Below are 18,088 nucleotides of genomic sequence, written 5' to 3' on the forward strand. Positions count from 1 at the left end.
AACCAAACGAGAATTCAAAAGGGTTTAGGCTATAAATCGCCAAGACAGGTGTGGTTTGATTATTATCGTCAGGCTGCGTAACTAAAATCTCCCAAGTTTAGTTGTACGGATTTGACGGCAGGGGTCATATCTACAAAGCCAATGAGCAAGGCAAAGTGGTTAAATCAGTGGGGCGCTTTTATCCAAGTTCAAAAACCTGCTCAAACTGTAATCATATCCTTGGTAAAGATGAGCTAACATTAAAAATACGTGAGTGGATCTGTCCTGCCTGTCAGGTTTCTCATAACCGCGACCTCAACGCCAGCATCAATATTTTAAATAACGCGACTGTTATTTTAACAGCGGCATAACCTCGTTTATTGGACGGTGAGTTCCATCGCCAATTAAAAAAAGTCTGTGGAGTCGTGGTCAGTCTAACTCTCAAATGAGAGGTAGCGCGTGACAATGAAGTAGAAAGAAAACGTCAAATCTGGCTAATAGTTAATATTAGTTAGGTTTGAGTAAGATTTTTGGAACGGTTAGAAGCGATGTATGCGGAACTTTTACTTTTAAAGAAAATGATCTATTTATGATAGTAGGGGTTTTTCTGTTCGTAAACCCTCTCTACGTTTTACTAACCCTCTGTATCATCCAAAATACAAGCCCCTGTCCAGAGTTTTTACGGACGTGCGAATGGGTTGTATTCTAAATAAGAATAGTGATAATATGTTGAAAGCTGACCAAATAGTCAAGTATCATCTGGTGTCAGTTTTCTATCGAGACTGACACACAATTGCCGCTACCTTTAATGCCACGCTTTCAAGAGAAAAGGGATGTCTTTATATTTTTAAGTTTGATGGATCATGGTGTGTAATAACCTTCTTTATCTAACATAATAGAGTATTGTAGTCATCAGCGTGCTCAGTATGTGGGTTCGTATCGATCGCTAAGAAGCGCTGTCTAAATGATTGCCATGTGATACAAGTCAAGCACTTGATTTTAGTATGCCAGCCGTTCACGTCCTTAAGCCTTATGCTTATATTTATTATTTTATTTTAGCCGAGTCTTGCTATGATTAGTTTTTATTTGAATGGGAAACGCCATGAGCTAACCCAGCTTAACCCTAATACGACGGTGCTTGAGTATCTACGATTGCATGAAGGCCAAACGGATACCAAGGAAGGCTGCGGTAGTGGCGACTGCGGGGCGTGTACCGTCATGGTGCAGCGCCTACCTGTGGCAGGTCAGCCGCAAGATGATGCCGAACCGTTTTATACCATCAATTCTTGCATCACTTTGGTGTCGCTCATGGATGGTCACCATCTTATGACCGCGTCTTATTTGGCGGACAATCCTGAGCATCATCCAGAACGTGCGTGGCTGCATCCAGCGCAGCAAGCCATGGTGGAGTGTCATGGGTCGCAGTGCGGTTTTTGTACGCCTGGGTTTGTGATGTCGCTTGCTTGTGTCTACGAAAACAATCGTATGCAGAAAAATCAAGAGGTGGTGAGCCAGAGCGCCACAGCCAATCAACTGAGCTATGAGAAAGTGGTTGCCTCGATATCTGGCAATCTGTGTCGCTGCACAGGGTACCGGCCTATTATCGAAGCAGGCCTATTGATGAGCGATATCGGTCAGCGAAGAGAGGCTGAGCAGTCAGCGGTGAAAGACTTGACCATCACTCTAGCGACAGATGTCATGGCAAGTACAAAAGAGTCAGCAGTATCTAAAGAGGCGCCAGTGGCAGCTGCGTTAAACGATGGCGCATCTATGACTGTTGAACCTGCCCTGATTGATGCTGTAAGGCAGTTATATATCCCAAAAACCTTAGATGAGCTTGATGCGCTGTTAGCTGCCAATCCTCAGGCAACTATTTGGGCAGGTGGTACAGACTTAGGATTGAGTGTCACACAGCACTTGGTCGATCATGATGTCATCATTCAGCTCTCAGGGGTTAAGGCTCTAAAATCTTGGACGCTGTCTGACTCAAATAGTGATAAATCGAGTAATCATCAAGCCAAACGCCAATCATTGGTGATAGGCGCTGGTATGAGTTACCAGCAGATGCAACCTGTGCTTGAGCAGTATTTTCCGGTCTTTGCTCAACTGTTTGAGCGTATTGCCTCACCGCAAATTCGTAATATGGGCACCATCGGTGGTAATGTAGCCAACGCCTCGCCGATTGGGGATTTGCCACCGATTTTATTGGCGTTGGATGCGTCCATTCATTTGCGTCATTGCGCGCTTAATCGCGAAAACTCAGGCGGTGAAGCCAAGACAGGTAGTGAAGCCAATAAGAGTAACGCGCTTTATACGGATGAGATCATACCGTTATCAGAGTTTTTCTTAGATTATAAAAAGACCAAGCTGCAAGCAGGCAGTTACGTTGTCGCTATCCATCTTCCCCTGATGCAGGACAACCAGCACTTATTTATTCATAAAATTAGCAAACGTTATGAAGATGATATCTCGGCGTGTTTGCTGGCTGCACGAATCGATGTGTCAGCAGATGGCACGTCTATTGAAAACGCAAAGCTGGGTTTAGGCGGCATGGCGGCAATACCTCTGTTGGCCACAAAGTGTCAGCAAGCGCTTATTGGTCAAGCTACCGAAGTTGCGAGTTTTGAGAAGGCAGCACAAGTGTTATCCGCCGATGTGACACCAATGACTGATGTCAGAGCCAGCCGGGAGTATCGCACCCATGTGGTACAGCGGCTGTTGGTAAAGTGCGGCAAGCAATTGGTAAAAGAATTACAGGCTGAGAGCGTTTGATGGCCAGAGCAATCTAGTAGTGATATTTGCCAAAATAAACAGCAGCATTCATAAAAGCGTACTAATAGAAGAGATTTGCTATGAGCCACCATTCATCCTTATTTGACAGTTACAGTATCCGCCGTGTGCGTCCGCCAAAAAACAAAATTGGCACCTCAGCCAAGCATGACAGTGCGATCAGCCATGTGATGGGGACAGCGACCTATGTGGATGATATCGCAAAACCACAAGGCACTCTGCATCTGGCAGTGGGTAAAAGTAATCATGCCCATGCCCGTGTATTGAATATGGATTTAAGCGCTGTCAGAGACGCTGATGGCGTCGTGGATGTCTTAAGCTTCAAAGATTTACCGGCACAGACAGACATTGGTGCGGTGTTTGATGGTGAGCCACTGATGGTGGATGAACTCACAGAATACGTGGGTCAGACGCTATTTGTGGTGGTGGCAACCAGTCATCGCGCTGCCAAAAAAGCAGCTCTGAAAGCGGTGGTAGAGTATGAGCCACTACCAGCGGTGCTGAGTATTGATAAGGCATTAGAGCAAGAGCTGTACGTGCGCCCGAGTCATTTTATGAAGCGCGGTGATGCAGCGACTGCACTTGAGAACGCGCCAGTTCGTATTGAAGGTCATATTCATATGCGCGGGCAAGAGCACTTTTACCTAGAAGGACAAGTGTCTTATGTGGTGCCTTGTGATGATGGTGGACTAGAGGTATATACGTCTTCACAGCATCCGAGTGAAGTACAGCAACTCGTCGCTGAAGTGACGGATTTGCCGTTCCACGCGGTCAATACAGTCGTGCGCCGTATGGGTGGCGGTTTTGGTGGTAAGGAGACGCAAGCTGCTGCGTGGGCGTGTCTGTGCGGTATCGTCGCTAAACGTCACAATGTGCCAGTCAGCATGCGTTTAGATCGGCAAGATGACATGGTCGTGACCGGTAAGCGCCATGAGTTTGCTAATCGCTATGAAGTCGGCTTAGATGAGTCTGGTCGTATACTAGGCGTCGACATGCAATTGGCTGGACTGTGTGGCTACTCACCGGATTTGTCCGATGCCATCGTCGATAGAGCGATGTTCCACTGTGATAATGCCTACTATTATCCTGCGGCTCATGTGGCAGGGCATCGTTGTAAGACACATACGGTATCTAACACTGCTTATCGAGGATTTGGTGGGCCACAAGGGTTGATGACGGCTGAATATATGATGGATCATATTGCCTATACGTTGGGACAAGATCCGCTGCAAGTGCGCTTGGCAAACCTATATCAAAATGGTCAAAGCACTCACTATGGGCAGACAATTGAGCATTTTGATCTGGCCACCATTATGAGCAAGCTTGCCAAAGACAGTGATTATGAGACACGCCGTCAGCAAATCATAAAAGCCAATCAACAAGCCGCCGCTGAAGGTAGCGACAAACGCCTTGGTATCGCTCTGACGCCAGTGAAGTTTGGTATCTCATTTACCGTGCAGACCCTCAATCAGGCAGGCGCGCTGGTACATATTTATACCGATGGCAGTATCCACCTCAATCACGGCGGGACAGAGATGGGACAAGGGCTATATATCAAAATTGCCCAGATCGTTGCCAATGAGTTTGATGTGGACTTAGATACCGTTAAAGTATCAGCGACGCGTACGGACAAAGTGCCGAACACCTCACCAACTGCGGCCTCATCAGGTACAGATATTAATGGTAAAGCGGCACAAAATGCTTGTCTGAGTATTAAGGCGCGTATCGTTGAGTTTGCGGCTGAGCACTTTGAAGTGGCGCAAGAAGCCATTCGGTTTGAGCAAAATCATGTCTATATCGGTGACAAAGAGACACTCACTTTTGCTGAAATGATCCAGCTGGCGTATCAAAACCGGATTAGCTTGTCGTCTACCGGCTACTATAAAACGCCCAAGATATTTTATGATCGCTCTAAAGCATGGGGTCGTCCTTTCTTTTATTTTGCATTGGGCGCAGCCTGCGCTGAGGTTGAGATTGATACCTTGACAGGCGAGTATCAAGTTTTGCGCTGTGATGTACTGCATGACGCTGGGCAGTCGATCAACCCTGCTATTGATATTGGGCAGATTGAAGGTGGCTTCGTTCAGGGAATGGGCTGGCTGACCGCTGAAGAGCTGATTTGGGATAGTACAGGGAAGCTTGCATCTAACAGTCCTGCCAACTACAAAATTCCAACTGCCCATGATTTGCCCAAGCAGTGGAGTGTCAAATTGTATGACCGAAAAAACAGCGAGCAGACGATTTATAACTCTAAAGCGGTGGGTGAGCCGCCATTTATGTTGGCCGCAAGCGTTTGGTGCGCTATCAATAATGCCGTTGCCAGTCTTGGTGATTATCAGAAAAACCCAGAGCTGACCATGCCTGCGACACCAGAAGCCGTACTGAAGTCAGTCATGCGTATGCAGGGCACCCCTTGGGAAGTGGATGCTGAAGTAGACACCGATACGGTTTTGAGTCTAATCAAGGGTGCGGAAGAAAACAGCGATCTTTATAATGATAAGGCGATGCCGCAAGACGTGCGTCATGCCAAAGACATCGATCCAGCGGAGGTCGAGGGCAGGCAAGTGGATGATCAGCCTGAGGCGATAGAGCATCCAAATGTAGCAGGGGCAAGAGGGCCTGCGCACAGTGAATGAGTCGTTAGCAACACCAGTCGTCTGGTATGACGGTTTGGCGAAATATCAGCAGCAAGGCATTGCCCACGTTTTGGCAACGATCGTAGCAGTGAATGGGTCGGCCCCCCGAGCGCTGCAGGCAAAAATGATCGTCACGCAGCGTAGTATTGTGGACACGCTCGGCGGCGGCGGTTTGGAACACGACGTAGTTACCACCGCGCGGCAACTTTTGAACGGCGAGATGGCCGAAACAGTATCAAAAGAGATAAAGCTCAAAGGTGCTGAGATAAGCTGCAAGGGGCCTACAGAGCCTGCTAAAGCTGTGCGCCGCGATGCTGTTTACACCAAGCACTATCCACTGGGAGCAAAGCTCGCACAATGCTGTGGGGGCAGTGTCACGGTGATGTTTGAGTGTTTTAATGTGACGCCGCCGATGTCGATTCTGGTCTTTGGGGCAGGACATGTGGCTGCTGCGCTAATGACTGTCCTCGCTGAGCTGCCTTGTCAGGTGGACTGGGTGGACAGTCGTCCAGAGATGTTTGAGCGTTATTTGATCAATAAAATCAGCACCAGTACCGCTAGCCAAACCGCCGCTATTCATAAAAATGGACAGGCGCAAGCAGCAGAAAATCAATCAGTGCTTTACCACTTGCCAGCGCACATTCGTCCCCATATCGATGATGAACCTACTGATTTTGTGCGCCCATTTATCGAGCAAGGCGGTCAGCGGTTTATTCTGATTATGACTCATGATCATAGTGTCGATTTTGAGCTGGTGCGGACAGCACTAGATACCGTGGTCGCTAACAGCCCCTCACTAGACCGTGATTTAACGGACAGTAGCTGCTCATCCATTTCGATGCCTTACATCGGCTGTATTGGCTCGGCAACCAAAGCCAAGCGTTTTAGAGATCGTCTGATCCAGCGTGGTTATAGTGAAAAAATAGTGGATCAGTTAGTCATGCCAGTTGGGTTGCAGGTTGGGGGTAAAGAGCCTATGGCTGTTGCGGTTTCAATCGTTGCACAGCTTTTACAACAGTATCATCAGGCTAGCCTCTGAACTTGAATTTGCTACTCACTAAGTACAATCTTATCACCTTTAATTGAAGCGCTCAGTATCATTCAGCCATGTGAGACACACGAATGACCTTACACATTTATCAAGCTCGACTGCTACACTATCTGACTGAAAGTGATCTTACTCTACGCACTGTACCTGATGGCAATGCGCCTGATCCTCTCAAAACGCCGACAGTCATTACAGACACAGAGTTACTCCCTGTTATCGAGGGCGTGCGCATTTGTCCTGAGTATATCGCTGATGGTGCGTTGGTTGTGGATGACGCGACGGGTTGTATCGTGGATTATGGCAGCCGTCAAGCCATGTTAGCGGATTACGCTGATACAGCAGCTCAAGAAGGCCGAGAACCGGTAAAAATACATGACCACCGTGATAAGCTGATCATGCCAGGTTTTATCGATACCCATGTGCATTATCCGCAGATAGACATGATTGCCGCATACGGTGAGCAGTTGCTTGACTGGCTCAATAACTATACCTTTGTTACCGAAGCCAATTTTGGTGATCCAAAAGTGGCGCACGATACGGCTCAGTTCTTTTTAAACCAGCTGCTGGCCAATGGTACGACGAGCGCCATGGTGTTTGCTACCAGTCATCCTTTATCAGCGGAGGCCTTTTTTACGGAAAGTCATAGGCTTAATACGCGTATGATCACAGGCAATGTCCTGATGGATCAAAACGCGCCTGCGCCGCTGTGTGTTCCTGCCGAGCAAAGTATTCGAGACACCCAAGATATCATTGATAACTGGCATGAACGCGGACGTCAGCATGTAGCGATTACCCCGCGATTTGCGATCACGTCGACGCCCAAACAGCTACGTATGGCGGGTGATTTGTATGCCAGTTATGACAGTGTCTACTTACAGACGCATCTGGCCGAAAACCGTGATGAAGTGGTTTTTGTGCAAACCCTTTATCCCAATCATAAAGGCTATTTGGATGTCTACGATGATATGGGTTTACTGGGTCGCCGCACAATGTTGGCCCATGGTATCTACCTTGAGACATCTGAGTACGAGCGTCTGCGTGACACTGGCACACAAATAGCGCATTGTCCCACGTCCAATCTGTTTTTGGGCAGCGGTCTGTTCGATTTACCTAAAACATTAAGCTATACGGGTGTGAGCATTGCCACTGATGTGGGGGCGGGAACGAGCCTGTCGATGCTGACTACCTTATCAGAGGCGTATAAAGTTCAACAATTACAAAGCAACCCACTGTCCGCGCATCAAGGACTGTATCAAATTACTTTGGGCAATGCCCAGTCGTTATTATTGGACAAAAAGATCGGTAACTTTATGCCCAATAAAGAAGCGGATTTTGTCGTGATTGATCTGGGGGCAACGGCATTACTTGAACGGCGTATGGCACAGACCAACACGCTCGAAGAGCAGCTATTTGTGCTGATGATGTTGGGTGATGATAGAGTGATTGAGCAGACAGTGGTCGCGGGCGTGAGTCGCTACCAAAAATCTAACGCTTTATAAACTAGTGAAAAATACTCGCAACGAAAAGCCCCGTTTATGATAAATATAAACGGGGCTTTTATCGGTTTGGACTGTGTTTAACGATCGCTTAGCTGCGTTCGTCTTCTAATTCGATAAACACCTGCCAGTCAGTGATATCTACTTCATGGCAATTGTTGCCATCGCCATTGATACGATCAATCACCAAAAAATCGCTGTCACGGCCAAGGGCCAATAGGGGGTGATGCCAGACATTGGCATCGTACTGTACGCCTTGATGAGACTTGGCATAAAACACCGCTAGATCATCAGGCGACTGTGGCGACGCGCCAGCCTTAGCGACGACCACGATATAATCTTGACCTTCCATCGATACAAATGCTTGCGTCCCAAATGGATGATACTCCATCACTGAGAGCGCAATAGGGTTCTCACGTTTTTTGGCTCGAAAGATACTCATACCAACGGTGCCTCCATCGAGCTTGCTTGCGGCAAGCGCATGATGGCGAACGGCATAGCCATTATTGATCTCATAGCAGTTGTCTGATGTTTGCTCATCAGCACTATACCGTTCAATAACCGAGCCGTATGGGGCAAAGCCTGCTTTGGTTAAAGGCTTAGCCGTTAGGGTGACAGTCATTATTTGGCCTCTTTGCTATCAATATTAGTATCAACACTGGTATTCACTTTGCCATAAACGCGCACGCGGCTGATACCGCCATCAGGGAAGATGTTGACCCGAATATGAGTGATGGGTTGGTCAAGCTTGAGCTGATCTTTGCCAAAGCTGTGGATATCGTTGGCGTTGGTTTTTTGCGGCTCAAGCAAGGTCTCCCAAAACATGCTTTGGGTGACTAAGGTTTGCTCTGGGGTGTTTGGTGCGTAGACGGCTTGGATCGAGACTTTATCAGGATAGTTGCCTTTGAAATGCGCGGTATCTATCTCGATGGCGTCAACCACACCCGCTTGACCTAAGGCAATAATGCACCAGTCGTTACCGGGCTCACGGCGACGACGAGTCTCCCAGCCATCACCCATATTAGGGGCTTTGGTCGGTAACAGTAAATTACTTGCTGCACCAAAGTGCGCATCATTACTGGCGATGGCACGGCCACCGTTTAGAGCGCCTGCCAAATCGATCGTCTCACCTTGTTGGTTAAGACTGGCATCAAGCTGGATATCGCCATAGACGCGCAGACGGGCAACGCCGCCATCTGGATAAATATTCAAACGCAGGTGTGTCACGGTTTGGTCGTTATGGATCTCGATAAAATCATGGTTATGACCTTTTAGGGGTGTCATATCAACAAGCGCTTGCCAGTCTTTACTATCCCAGTCTTCTTTGTTCAAACTGGTAAGTTCAGCATCGTCCTGCTGTAGTAGTTCTGGCGCGTACAACACATCGATACTGGCTGAGGAGGGGAAGTTACCCGTAAAGTGACTGGTGTCAATGTCCAGACCTGCAATTTTGGTCGGGCGGGCAAGTTGAATAACTAAGTAATCATAACCCAGATGGCGCTTGCGACGCGTCTCCCAGCCGTCCATCCATTTACCATTGTCATCGAACTTGCCTACCATAAACACAGGCGCGTCCGGGTTTAAGATACGGCTCTTATCTGCAAAGAAATCATCAGTGGCAAATAATGATTTTGCCCCCAAACGACTGTCCGCAACGTTTGATTTTTTGGTAAATGTAGGCAAGGTATCAGGCAAATTATTGGCGGAGATGAGCTGGCCAACTTCTAAGGTATTTTGACTCATAATGATTCCTGTTATTTAGTAATGGGATTTATTGATAGTGTGCGGCTAGTATGACAAATGCGGGACTACATCCAGTCGGTGATATTGTCTGGCGTAGCAGGGTGGTTGTCATACCAATGCTTGGCGATGTCATCACGGCGACATATCCACACGTCAGGCTTACTGGTGATGTATTGCAAGAATTGTTTTAGCGCTTTGATACGTCCAGCACGACCAATAATACGGCAATGCAGACCGATGGTGAGCATCTTAGGCGTGTGCGCGCCTTCTTCATATAAGGTATCAAAGCTGTCTTTGAGATACTGATAAAACGGTTCAGCATGGGTAAAGCCTGGACTGGACGAAAAACGCATGTCATTGGTCTCTAAACTATAAGGGATCACCAAATGCGGCTTACGGGTGATCGTGTTGCCATCTTGAACTTTGACATCAAGCCAGTAAGGCAGCTCGTCCCCATACGAGTCAGAGTCGTAGATATAACCACCTTGTTCAGCGACTAACTCGCGGGTGTTTGGACTATCACGACCTGTATACCAGCCGAGTGGCTGCCCGCCCAGCATACGCTCAAATATTTTGGTGGCACAGCGAATGTGCTCACGCTCAGTCTCGCGGTACATGTACTGGTAAGTGATCCAGCGCAGACCATGACTTGCGATCTCATGGCCATCTTCTAACACCCGCTCGATAATATGTGGTGTCTTTTCGGCCGCTGCTGCACAGGTGAAAGTGGTGATTGGCAAGCCGTATTCTTTAAAAACATCTAGTACACGCCAAACACCGACACGGCTACCATATTCAAACGCAGACTCGATAGACTGATGCCGGTTGTTAAACTCTGGTGTGCCTAAGATGTCAGACAAAAAGCGTTCTGACTGACCATCGCCATGAATCACGCTGTTTTCCGCGCCTTCTTCAATGTTTAATACAAACTGCACCGCGATTTTTGCGCCACCTGGCCAGTTGGCTTTTGGTGGGTTGTCAGCGTAGCCTTTTAGGTCGCGGGGATACGTACTGTGATCAAAATCACTCGTAATTTTTTGGGTCATTATTAGGGTTCCTATATCGCTTAAAGCAGTCATTGTATAGTCAAATTAACATAAGAAAGATACCGCGGGGCTGGGGTAAATTTTTTGTAGCATCGAGCGGCGTAGGCACAGCAAGCCAGAAAAATTTGTACCAGTCACGCAGCATAGTATCGTGTATCCATTTTATTCAATATTGACCATATCAATCTCAAAAAATATGATTCGCTTTGTGAGACTCGCTCAGCCTACTCAGTGGCGTACTTGCACATGTTTTCTTTGCTACTCAAATCTTTGTAAATGGTCTACTTATATAAGCGCTGCTGATCAAAAACAACGCTGTGTTGGTTTGCCAGTCAAAGTGCCGATACATATGCCACGAGCTGCTGGCGCTCTGCATCGGTTAACTGCGTGATATTGCCAAGCGGCATATAGCCGGTTTGTACGGCAGTCACTATTTTCGCTTTATGGGTTTTTAGATCATTTGGCGATTGTAAAATAATACCTGCTGGAGGCGCCGCAAAGCCTTGTTGGATTGGCTGAGCCGCATGACAAGTACTACAGCGCGTATGCACAACATTCATCATAGCGTCATCTGCCGAAGCGCTTACTGGTACTGCTGCAGTAGTGGTGGTACTAGTACTAACAGTCGCATCAGTATCAGCGTTTGTGTCAGTAACAGCGCTTGTCGCTGGTGGGGTGCTATTGTTGGCCGTAGGCACTACTGAGGCCGTAGCAGGCGTGACAGGGGCTGGCTCAATTGGCTCGGGGCGCATCCAGATAATCAACAATACCGTCAGTATCGCCGGAATGACTAAGTAGCGCGGTTTTTTATGCCCCAAATGTTTTTGATTAAAGTAATGGCGGGCGGTTGCGGTAATGACACCGACGAAGACCAATACCAACCAACCTTGCTCATGAGCATACATCATTGGATAGTGGTTACTGATCATGGTAAAGATGAGCGGTAGCGTAAAGTAGTTATTCATCAGTGAGCGGTTTTTAGCTTGTAATGCCAGTTCAGCCACTTCTTTACCGGGCTTTTCGCCGCGCTGGACACAATCAACGAGCGCGCGCTGCGCTGGCATGATACCAAAGAACACATTGCCGACCATCACCGTACCCAAAATCGCCCCAATGTGAATAAAGGAAGCGCGATCACTGAAGAGCTGGTAAGAGCCCCAGCTTGCGATGACCAGTAAGATAAAAATAAGGGTGCTAAAAATTAATGCGTTTTTACCTAAATGACTACGTACAATGACTTCATAAATAAAGTAACTGCCGAATAAAAACAGTAAGCTTGTCGCAATGGCACCAACATCGGTAAAGGCAATTTTGCTTGGATCGATCAGGTAGGCAGTGGCATTGGCATAATAAACGATAGACATCATCGCCGCCCCAGTCAGCCACGTGGTATATGCTTCCCATTTAAACCAGTGTAGCGTCTTTGGCATCTCTTCTGGTTCGAGCTTGTACTTGGCAATCTCATAAAAACCACCCCCATGCACCGCCCAAAGATCCCCAGAAATCCCTTTATCTGTTTTCCACTGCGGCGGCTTACGTAGACTGAGATCAAGCCACACAAAATAAAAAGAAGCGCCAATCCATGCCACCCCAGCGATAACATGAAACCAGCGGAAAAATAAACTCAACCATTCGAGAAGATAGGCGCCCATAAGTGTCCTTTAATATGATGGTGTCTTAATAAAATGTCTTGATACAAGGGAATGAGGTGTGATAGTGATGCCAGAAAATATATAGGCATATGTTTAACATTAACGATAGATAAGATACACCTCAGACGATAAGTAAGCAGACTATGAACCGCGATAGGTGCTATAACCGTGCGCGCTGAGTAGTAGTGGTACGTGGTAGTGACTGGCATCGTTTACCATAAAGTCGATCACAACTTGCGGGTAAAATGCTGTCAGCTGCTGGGTATCAAAATAAGACAGGGTATCAAACGTCACGGTATAGCGTCCGATGTTTAGCTGACACTCAGTGCTATCGATGGCGGTGTCAAACTGCCAACTGTCTGGTGTGACGCGCCCATCGGCGTTGGTCGTACCATGGGCCAAAAGTGTGGTGGCGCCGCTGTCATGTACGCGGTGTAAGGTAACAGCGATGCCAGCGGCAGGCTTACCAAGATGAGTGTCTAAAATATGCGATGATAGGGTGGCAGACATAAAGCTTCCTTTGTATTCAGTAGAAACGTAAATAGGGTGATATTGCGAGCGTATTTTATAAATGGGCCACTGTAAAAGACACGATGACACGCTTTAGCGAAATTCGCTTAGCCATCTAAGCGGTGCCAAAGAGCTTGTTTAAACGCAAACGTGTGATTTTATTTTGTTCAGCGGCGGCATTGGTAAGCTCAGTGGTGCGATCGTTAGGCAGACGCGCTAGTAGCAGATCGAGCATTTGCTGGGCGCTTTTACCCGTCGCAAAGACAATAAAAATAAAACCAAATTTATCCAGATAGTCTTGATTGCCTTGTGCGAGTGCTTCGAGTACGTCATCCTCGGCATTGTTAGCGCCTGATTGCTCATGTGCTGCGCTATTTTGCGTGTTGCGATACTTCTCTTTTAAAGAGGCGACATTACCGATTTGTGGATGGCCGTCAAAGGCTTCTAGTAAGTCATCCTCATTGGTTTGTAGCTTATGCCAGATATCGTCGCTCTTCATTAATAGCGCATTTTGGTCTATAAAGGGTCGTGCACAGGCAAGCTGATGTGCCCAGTTACTACTGGTACAGCAGGTTAAGAGTCGTGCGATGGCTTCTTCTTGAGACAGAGTGTTAAATTGCGCTAAAGTTAAGCTCACGATGACTTCCTTTTATTATGTTAGGACAGCCCACTACACGTAGCGGACAGTGATTGCTTAATAGTGGTTTAAACATTCTGGTTATTTGCATAAACTTAAGGGTATAGACAGACGTTTAAGGGATTGATATTTTTGGTCTCAGGACCAACTCAAAGTCAAATGACGATATTATGTGTCTTGTCAATCATGTGAGGGTATAGACTGTATTCCGTTTGCTGATGTTTACCTCATGATGGACTGACAATATGAAACAGATTTATAGAGAAAACACTGATACTTTGGCCGCATAAATGACATGATCGAGTCATCTTAGTCATAATGTGAGTGATCTACAGCCCCCATTTTGCTAAAACCTGACTAATTGGTCAACTGTTTTATAATAAATATTTTTATTTAGCCCGTTATATTCCCAAACTTTATGCTCTGATATCAGAATATACAAGGGAGTATAGCGACTACTTTTTCGAACCTGCCACTTGGAATGAGACACTACCGCTATGACGCAACACAACCAAAAGGTCAACATGCTATCTACTGATGCGCCCTCGCATCGTAGTCAACAAGCCACGCGCGCGCACAATCAAGCGCTTATCTTAGCGGCCGCCGAAGAGGAGTTTGTCCTCCAAAGTTTTCGCGGTGCCACCATGCAAGGGATTGCTGATCGGGCAGGATTACCCAAAGCCAATGTGCATTACTACTTTAAAAATAAAAAAAATCTGTATAAAGCCGTATTGCGCTCTATCATCCAAGAGTGGAATGAAGGCTTGGTCACCATGACGGTAGACAGTGACCCCAAAACAGTCATCGAAAAATTTGTGCGGACCAAATTACATCAAGCATTTGTGAATCCTAATCGTCATAAACTGTTTGCCCTTGAGGTCATTGGCGGTGCACCGCACTTACATGATTTTATGTCGACAACCATGAAAGCGTGGGTGCACGATAAAACGCAAGTGATGAGAGAGTGGCACAAGCAAGGTAAGATTGCGATTGACGACCCACTCCAGCTATTGATTTTGATCTGGGCCACGACTCAGCGTTATGCAGAGTTTGAGATCGAAATTGTCGGCTTGATGGATAAGGCGACTTATGATGCAGAGGATGAAGCACGGGCGGCAGAGTTTTTGGTGCCGTTTATCCTGCGAGGCTGTGGCCTTGAGTGAGTGTGATTAAGCCACGTTGATTAGCGGAAGAGGTGCGTAGACTGATTCTATCGCACCTTTTTTACTAATAGATATCTGTCTTACGCCACTTCGCGAATCGGTTTTAAGCCGTCATCAGCATGTTGCGCGGCAGTATCAAACTCGACACCGTAGTTTTTTGGCAGAATCATATCAAGTGTGATCGCCACAATCCCTGACATGGTAACCGCTGAACCAAAAATGTTTTGAAAAAACTGCGGCGTTTGTGAGAGCACGTCAGGCACGAACGCAATGCCTGTCGCTAGCCCCAACGAGGTGGCAATAATTAAGACATTGCGGTGGGTGAAGTTCACGGTAGATAGGATACGAATACCCGCAGTTGCGACCGTGGCAAACATCAGTAGCGTCACGCCGCCAACGACAGGTTTGGGCAGTTGAGTGAAAATGGCCCCAAGGATTGGGAAGAGTCCCATCAAGCATAAAATACCAGCGACATAAAAACCGACGTAGCGACTGGCAATCCCAGTCATCTGGATTACACCGTTATTTTGGCTAAAAGTGGTCACAGGGAACGTATTAAACACTGCCGCAATCAGAGAGTTGATACCATCTCCCAATACACCACCTTTAATACGTTTCTCGTATAGAGGACCTTTAATCGGTTCACCTGAAATCATCGAAGTTGCAGTCAGATCGCCCGAGGTTTCAATACTGGTAATGATGTACATAAAGGCAACCGGAATAAAAGCCTGCCAGTCAAAACCAAAGCCGTACTTAAATGGGATAGGAACCGTAAAAAAAGCCGCTTCAGCGACCAAGGAAAAGTCGATACGCCCCATAAACATAGCTGCGAGCAGACCGAGCATCAAACCGATAAAAATAGCGCTAGAACGAATGACTTTATTATTGATAATGCTAATAAGTACCACACTTGCCAACACGCCACCACCCAAGAGCAGGTTCGGTATACTGCCGAAATCCTCAGCCCCAAACCCACCCGCCAAATCTGTTAGACCTACTTTAGTCAAGGACAGACCAATCGTAACGATAACGCAACCAGTCACAATAGGACTCATAAAGGATTTGAGTTTGGTAATAAACTGACTCAGAAAAATCTCAACAAATGCACCGAGAAATGAGACCCCAAAGATCACTGACAAAATCTCCTCAGGACCACCGCCTCGGTTTTTTACCACAAATCCTGCGGTAAGCACCGCAGCTAAGAAGCCAAAGCTAGTTCCTTGGAGCGCCATCAAGCCAGAACCGACAGGGCCCACTTTACGAGTTTGGATGAAGGTTGCCACCCCAGACACGATTAACGACATGCTAAGAAGATAGGGGATATGTTCTCCTAAGCCTAAGGTGCCTCCTATGATGAGCGAGGGGGTAATGATACCGACGAAAGCGGCGAGTACGTGCTGTATCGCACCTAAAGAGGCTTTAAGGGGGGTAGGACGGTCATGCAGTCTATACAGTAAATCGGTGTTTGCTGGATCGTTTTCACTCATGGTGGTTTCCTCCTAAAGTAACTGCTTAGCACCCGCTTAACTGTAGAGATCAGCCAATGTCATAAATCAGTAGGTAAAAGTTAAACCCAGTTCTTGACTCGTTTGTTCGATTTAAACAATAGGGGCACACATCCGTGTTTGAAACAGCCCACAAACCTGTGTGATATTTGTTGGCTATTACTGTAATAACCTGACCAATTAGTCAGGTCTATTTAGGATATATGCAAAATACAAACCATTGCAATGTTTTTTTTCGATCCTGCGCGTTTACTCATTTGTTACCTAGGGAAGGGGAGAAGGAGCGTGATTTCGCATGAGGCAGTTGCGATAGCGCCATAGCTTTGTGCTAACCATCACCTTATTAACGTGCTGTCCAGCGATACGTCATAAAAAAGCAGCCCCAATCACAATAATTATGATTGGGGCTGCTTTTTATCATTAGGTTGGTAGACTACTTTTAATACTATCCTGTGGCAGCCTTTTGAGACTCAACCCAATAGAATGCTTTTGGCAAATAAAAGATTACTGAGGGCTAGATGACCACACGGGTGAGCGGATGACACCTTGACCAGATTTGCCGAATGATTCACCGCCGTTAAGTGATTTAATCGTTAGCACACCTTTGCCGCCTTGGGTGGAGGCATATACCACGCGCTTACCATTGGGAGAAAAGCTTGGTGCCTCATCGATACCAGTATTGCCCAAATTGGCAGTGATGGCGCCGTTGCTATTCATGATGGCGGCTGAGCGTCCATTTAGAAAGGCAATTTTAGAGCCGTCGCTACTAAACTGTGGACTGGTCGCATAGCCACTACTTGAGACTTTAGACGTACGACCTGAACCAAATTCGTAACGGTAAATCTGCGGCTTATTGAATCCTGCGCGATCACTAACAAATACAAAAGATTTGCCGTCAGGTGCGTAACTTGGCTGTACTTCACTACTCGGCCAGTTGGTGATTCTTCTTGGCTGTCCGCCACTGACGCTCATCTCATAAATATCGGCGCTGCCTTCAAAGCTGCTTGAGAACAGTATGGTGCTGCCATCAGGGGAAAACGCGGGACTCAAATTACTGCCAGCAAAAGGCGTTAACGCTCTGGCTCCACCGCCACTCACATTTTGGACATAAATGACTGGATAAGATTGATCACGTTGTACCGAATAAGCGATACGGTTACCATCTGGCGACCATGTTGGTGAGAATATAGAGCCTGTTACTTCAGTAATGGTTTTGGCGTTTTCACCATCTGCATCCATGACCTTTAAACGTGATACTTTCCCTTTTCCAGTGCCAACTTCTTCAATATAAGCAATACGCCCTGAAAAATCACCTGGAACGCCCGTAATCAGCTCATACACTTTATCAGCGATGACATGGCCTGCATAACGCATGCTGTCTTTATTGTTATCAGCGGTTAGGCTTTGCTTGCCCTCAATAACCCGCCCAGATTTTACATCAATCACTTCGTAATTGGTCACTATTTTGCCGCGATTGCTGCGAGTATTACCGACGACTAAATAAGGAATTCCCATACTTTGCCATACCGGCAACGTACCTGCCAGCTCGCTACTGTTATGCGGCTGCTGTGGTAAGTTCTGACTGGTGATTTTTAGCTCTGTTTTACTCAAATCGTTTAAGACAATCGGCGATAGCACAGAATCACCCGCAAATGGCACAAAAGCGACTTGATTTTTTTGGACAGGAATCTCGTAATCCAACTCTAAGACAACAGGCGCGGCAAGCAAACTAGGCGAAATGAGCAGAGTCGAGGTAGAAGCAAGCAAAGAGGCGAATAGTTTCTTATAGGTATGCATGAGTCGGTTGAGCTCCTAAAATAGGGTGATTATCATTTTTATAGGTGATTAGCGAATCATTAAGATAAGACAGGATATTTTGCGGT

14 protein-coding genes are annotated in these 18,088 nt (G+C 46.8%); 6 read left to right on the top strand and 8 right to left on the bottom strand.

All coding sequences use genetic code 11. From position 1 onward, the window contains the following. The first annotated feature begins 101 nt into the window (after positions 1-101). The 5 genes from DVY93_RS04110 (at position 102) to guaD (ending at position 7,952) form a co-directional block, all read left to right on the top strand. Positions 102-350 (top strand): transposase, encoded by a 249-nt coding sequence (locus tag DVY93_RS04110; RefSeq protein ID WP_269062812.1) that lies wholly within the window; start codon positions 102-104, stop codon positions 348-350. Positions 351-1,050: 700 nt separating this feature from the next. After that, on the top strand, positions 1,051-2,751 hold the full coding sequence (locus DVY93_RS04115) for a xanthine dehydrogenase small subunit (RefSeq protein ID WP_230709262.1): 1,701 nt from the start codon (positions 1,051-1,053) through the stop codon (positions 2,749-2,751). 80 nt (positions 2,752-2,831) lie between these two features. Continuing rightward, positions 2,832-5,405, top strand: coding sequence for a xanthine dehydrogenase molybdopterin binding subunit (gene xdhB / locus DVY93_RS04120; RefSeq protein WP_198334714.1), 2,574 nt, complete (start codon positions 2,832-2,834; stop codon positions 5,403-5,405). Continuing rightward, on the top strand, positions 5,398-6,444 hold the full coding sequence (locus DVY93_RS04125) for an XdhC family protein (protein ID WP_230709264.1): 1,047 nt from the start codon (positions 5,398-5,400) through the stop codon (positions 6,442-6,444). The genes xdhB and DVY93_RS04125 overlap by 8 nt, the downstream gene beginning before the upstream one ends. An 83-nt stretch (positions 6,445-6,527) precedes the next feature. Beyond that, positions 6,528-7,952 (top strand): guanine deaminase, encoded by a 1,425-nt coding sequence (guaD, locus tag DVY93_RS04130; protein ID WP_230709266.1) that lies wholly within the window; start codon positions 6,528-6,530, stop codon positions 7,950-7,952. A gap of 88 nt (positions 7,953-8,040) precedes the next feature. Here guaD and DVY93_RS04135 read toward each other — a convergent pair whose 3' ends face one another. From DVY93_RS04135 to uraD, 6 genes are all read right to left on the bottom strand, one after another. Continuing rightward, positions 8,041-8,571, bottom strand: coding sequence for an ureidoglycolate lyase (locus DVY93_RS04135; RefSeq protein WP_230709269.1), 531 nt, complete (start codon positions 8,569-8,571; stop codon positions 8,041-8,043). Beyond that, positions 8,571-9,692 (bottom strand): allantoicase, encoded by a 1,122-nt coding sequence (gene alc, locus DVY93_RS04140; protein ID WP_230709271.1) that lies wholly within the window; start codon positions 9,690-9,692, stop codon positions 8,571-8,573. Before alc ends, DVY93_RS04135 begins: the two co-directional genes overlap by 1 nt. Positions 9,693-9,757: 65 nt before the next feature. Next, positions 9,758-10,738: an allantoinase PuuE gene (gene puuE, locus DVY93_RS04145; RefSeq protein WP_230709272.1), complete on the bottom strand. Its 981-nt coding sequence runs from the start codon at positions 10,736-10,738 to the stop codon at positions 9,758-9,760. Between the two features lie 332 nt (positions 10,739-11,070). Beyond that, entirely contained in the window at positions 11,071-12,390 is a 1,320-nt protein-coding gene (locus DVY93_RS04150) for a urate hydroxylase PuuD (protein ID WP_230709273.1), read from the bottom strand. 141 nt (positions 12,391-12,531) lie between these two features. Continuing rightward, on the bottom strand, positions 12,532-12,900 hold the full coding sequence (uraH, locus tag DVY93_RS04155) for a hydroxyisourate hydrolase (protein WP_230709274.1): 369 nt from the start codon (positions 12,898-12,900) through the stop codon (positions 12,532-12,534). 115 nt (positions 12,901-13,015) lie between these two features. Continuing rightward, positions 13,016-13,537 (bottom strand): 2-oxo-4-hydroxy-4-carboxy-5-ureidoimidazoline decarboxylase, encoded by a 522-nt coding sequence (gene uraD / locus DVY93_RS04160; protein WP_230709275.1) that lies wholly within the window; start codon positions 13,535-13,537, stop codon positions 13,016-13,018. A 497-nt stretch (positions 13,538-14,034) separates the two neighbouring features. Here uraD and DVY93_RS04165 point away from each other — a divergent pair, with 497 nt between their 5' ends. Then, positions 14,035-14,700: a TetR/AcrR family transcriptional regulator gene (locus DVY93_RS04165; protein ID WP_230709276.1), complete on the top strand. Its 666-nt coding sequence runs from the start codon at positions 14,035-14,037 to the stop codon at positions 14,698-14,700. An 80-nt stretch (positions 14,701-14,780) separates the two neighbouring features. On the opposite strand, the gene DVY93_RS04170 is transcribed toward DVY93_RS04165, so the two are convergent. Both DVY93_RS04170 and DVY93_RS04175 read right to left on the bottom strand, forming a co-directional pair. Continuing rightward, positions 14,781-16,187 carry a nucleobase:cation symporter-2 family protein gene (locus tag DVY93_RS04170; protein WP_230709278.1) on the bottom strand — a complete coding sequence of 469 codons (1,407 nt, stop codon included), beginning with the start codon at positions 16,185-16,187 and terminating at the stop codon, positions 14,781-14,783. A 522-nt stretch (positions 16,188-16,709) separates the two neighbouring features. Next, positions 16,710-18,002, bottom strand: coding sequence for a PD40 domain-containing protein (locus DVY93_RS04175; protein ID WP_198334724.1), 1,293 nt, complete (start codon positions 18,000-18,002; stop codon positions 16,710-16,712). Positions 18,003-18,088 lie beyond the last annotated feature (86 nt).

Source organism: Psychrobacter sp. CCUG 69069, assembly GCF_021023115.1.
GTDB lineage: Bacteria > Pseudomonadota > Gammaproteobacteria > Pseudomonadales > Moraxellaceae > Psychrobacter > Psychrobacter namhaensis.

Bases quoted from the DNA above. Each gene is read 5' to 3' on its own strand.
- DVY93_RS04115 (WP_230709262.1), top strand. From the start codon at position 1,051: ATGATTAGTTTTTATTTGAATGGGAAACGCCATGAGCTAACCCAGCTT.
- xdhB (WP_198334714.1), top strand. From the start codon at position 2,832: ATGAGCCACCATTCATCCTTATTTGACAGTTACAGTATCCGCCGTGTG.
- guaD (WP_230709266.1), top strand. From the start codon at position 6,528: ATGACCTTACACATTTATCAAGCTCGACTGCTACACTATCTGACTGAA.
- DVY93_RS04135 (WP_230709269.1), bottom strand. From the start codon at position 8,571: ATGACTGTCACCCTAACGGCTAAGCCTTTAACCAAAGCAGGCTTTGCC.
- alc (WP_230709271.1), bottom strand. From the start codon at position 9,692: ATGAGTCAAAATACCTTAGAAGTTGGCCAGCTCATCTCCGCCAATAAT.
- puuE (WP_230709272.1), bottom strand. From the start codon at position 10,738: ATGACCCAAAAAATTACGAGTGATTTTGATCACAGTACGTATCCCCGC.
- DVY93_RS04150 (WP_230709273.1), bottom strand. From the start codon at position 12,390: ATGGGCGCCTATCTTCTCGAATGGTTGAGTTTATTTTTCCGCTGGTTT.
- uraH (WP_230709274.1), bottom strand. From the start codon at position 12,900: ATGTCTGCCACCCTATCATCGCATATTTTAGACACTCATCTTGGTAAG.
- DVY93_RS04165 (WP_230709276.1), top strand. From the start codon at position 14,035: ATGACGCAACACAACCAAAAGGTCAACATGCTATCTACTGATGCGCCC.
- DVY93_RS04170 (WP_230709278.1), bottom strand. From the start codon at position 16,187: ATGAGTGAAAACGATCCAGCAAACACCGATTTACTGTATAGACTGCAT.
- DVY93_RS04175 (WP_198334724.1), bottom strand. From the start codon at position 18,002: ATGCATACCTATAAGAAACTATTCGCCTCTTTGCTTGCTTCTACCTCG.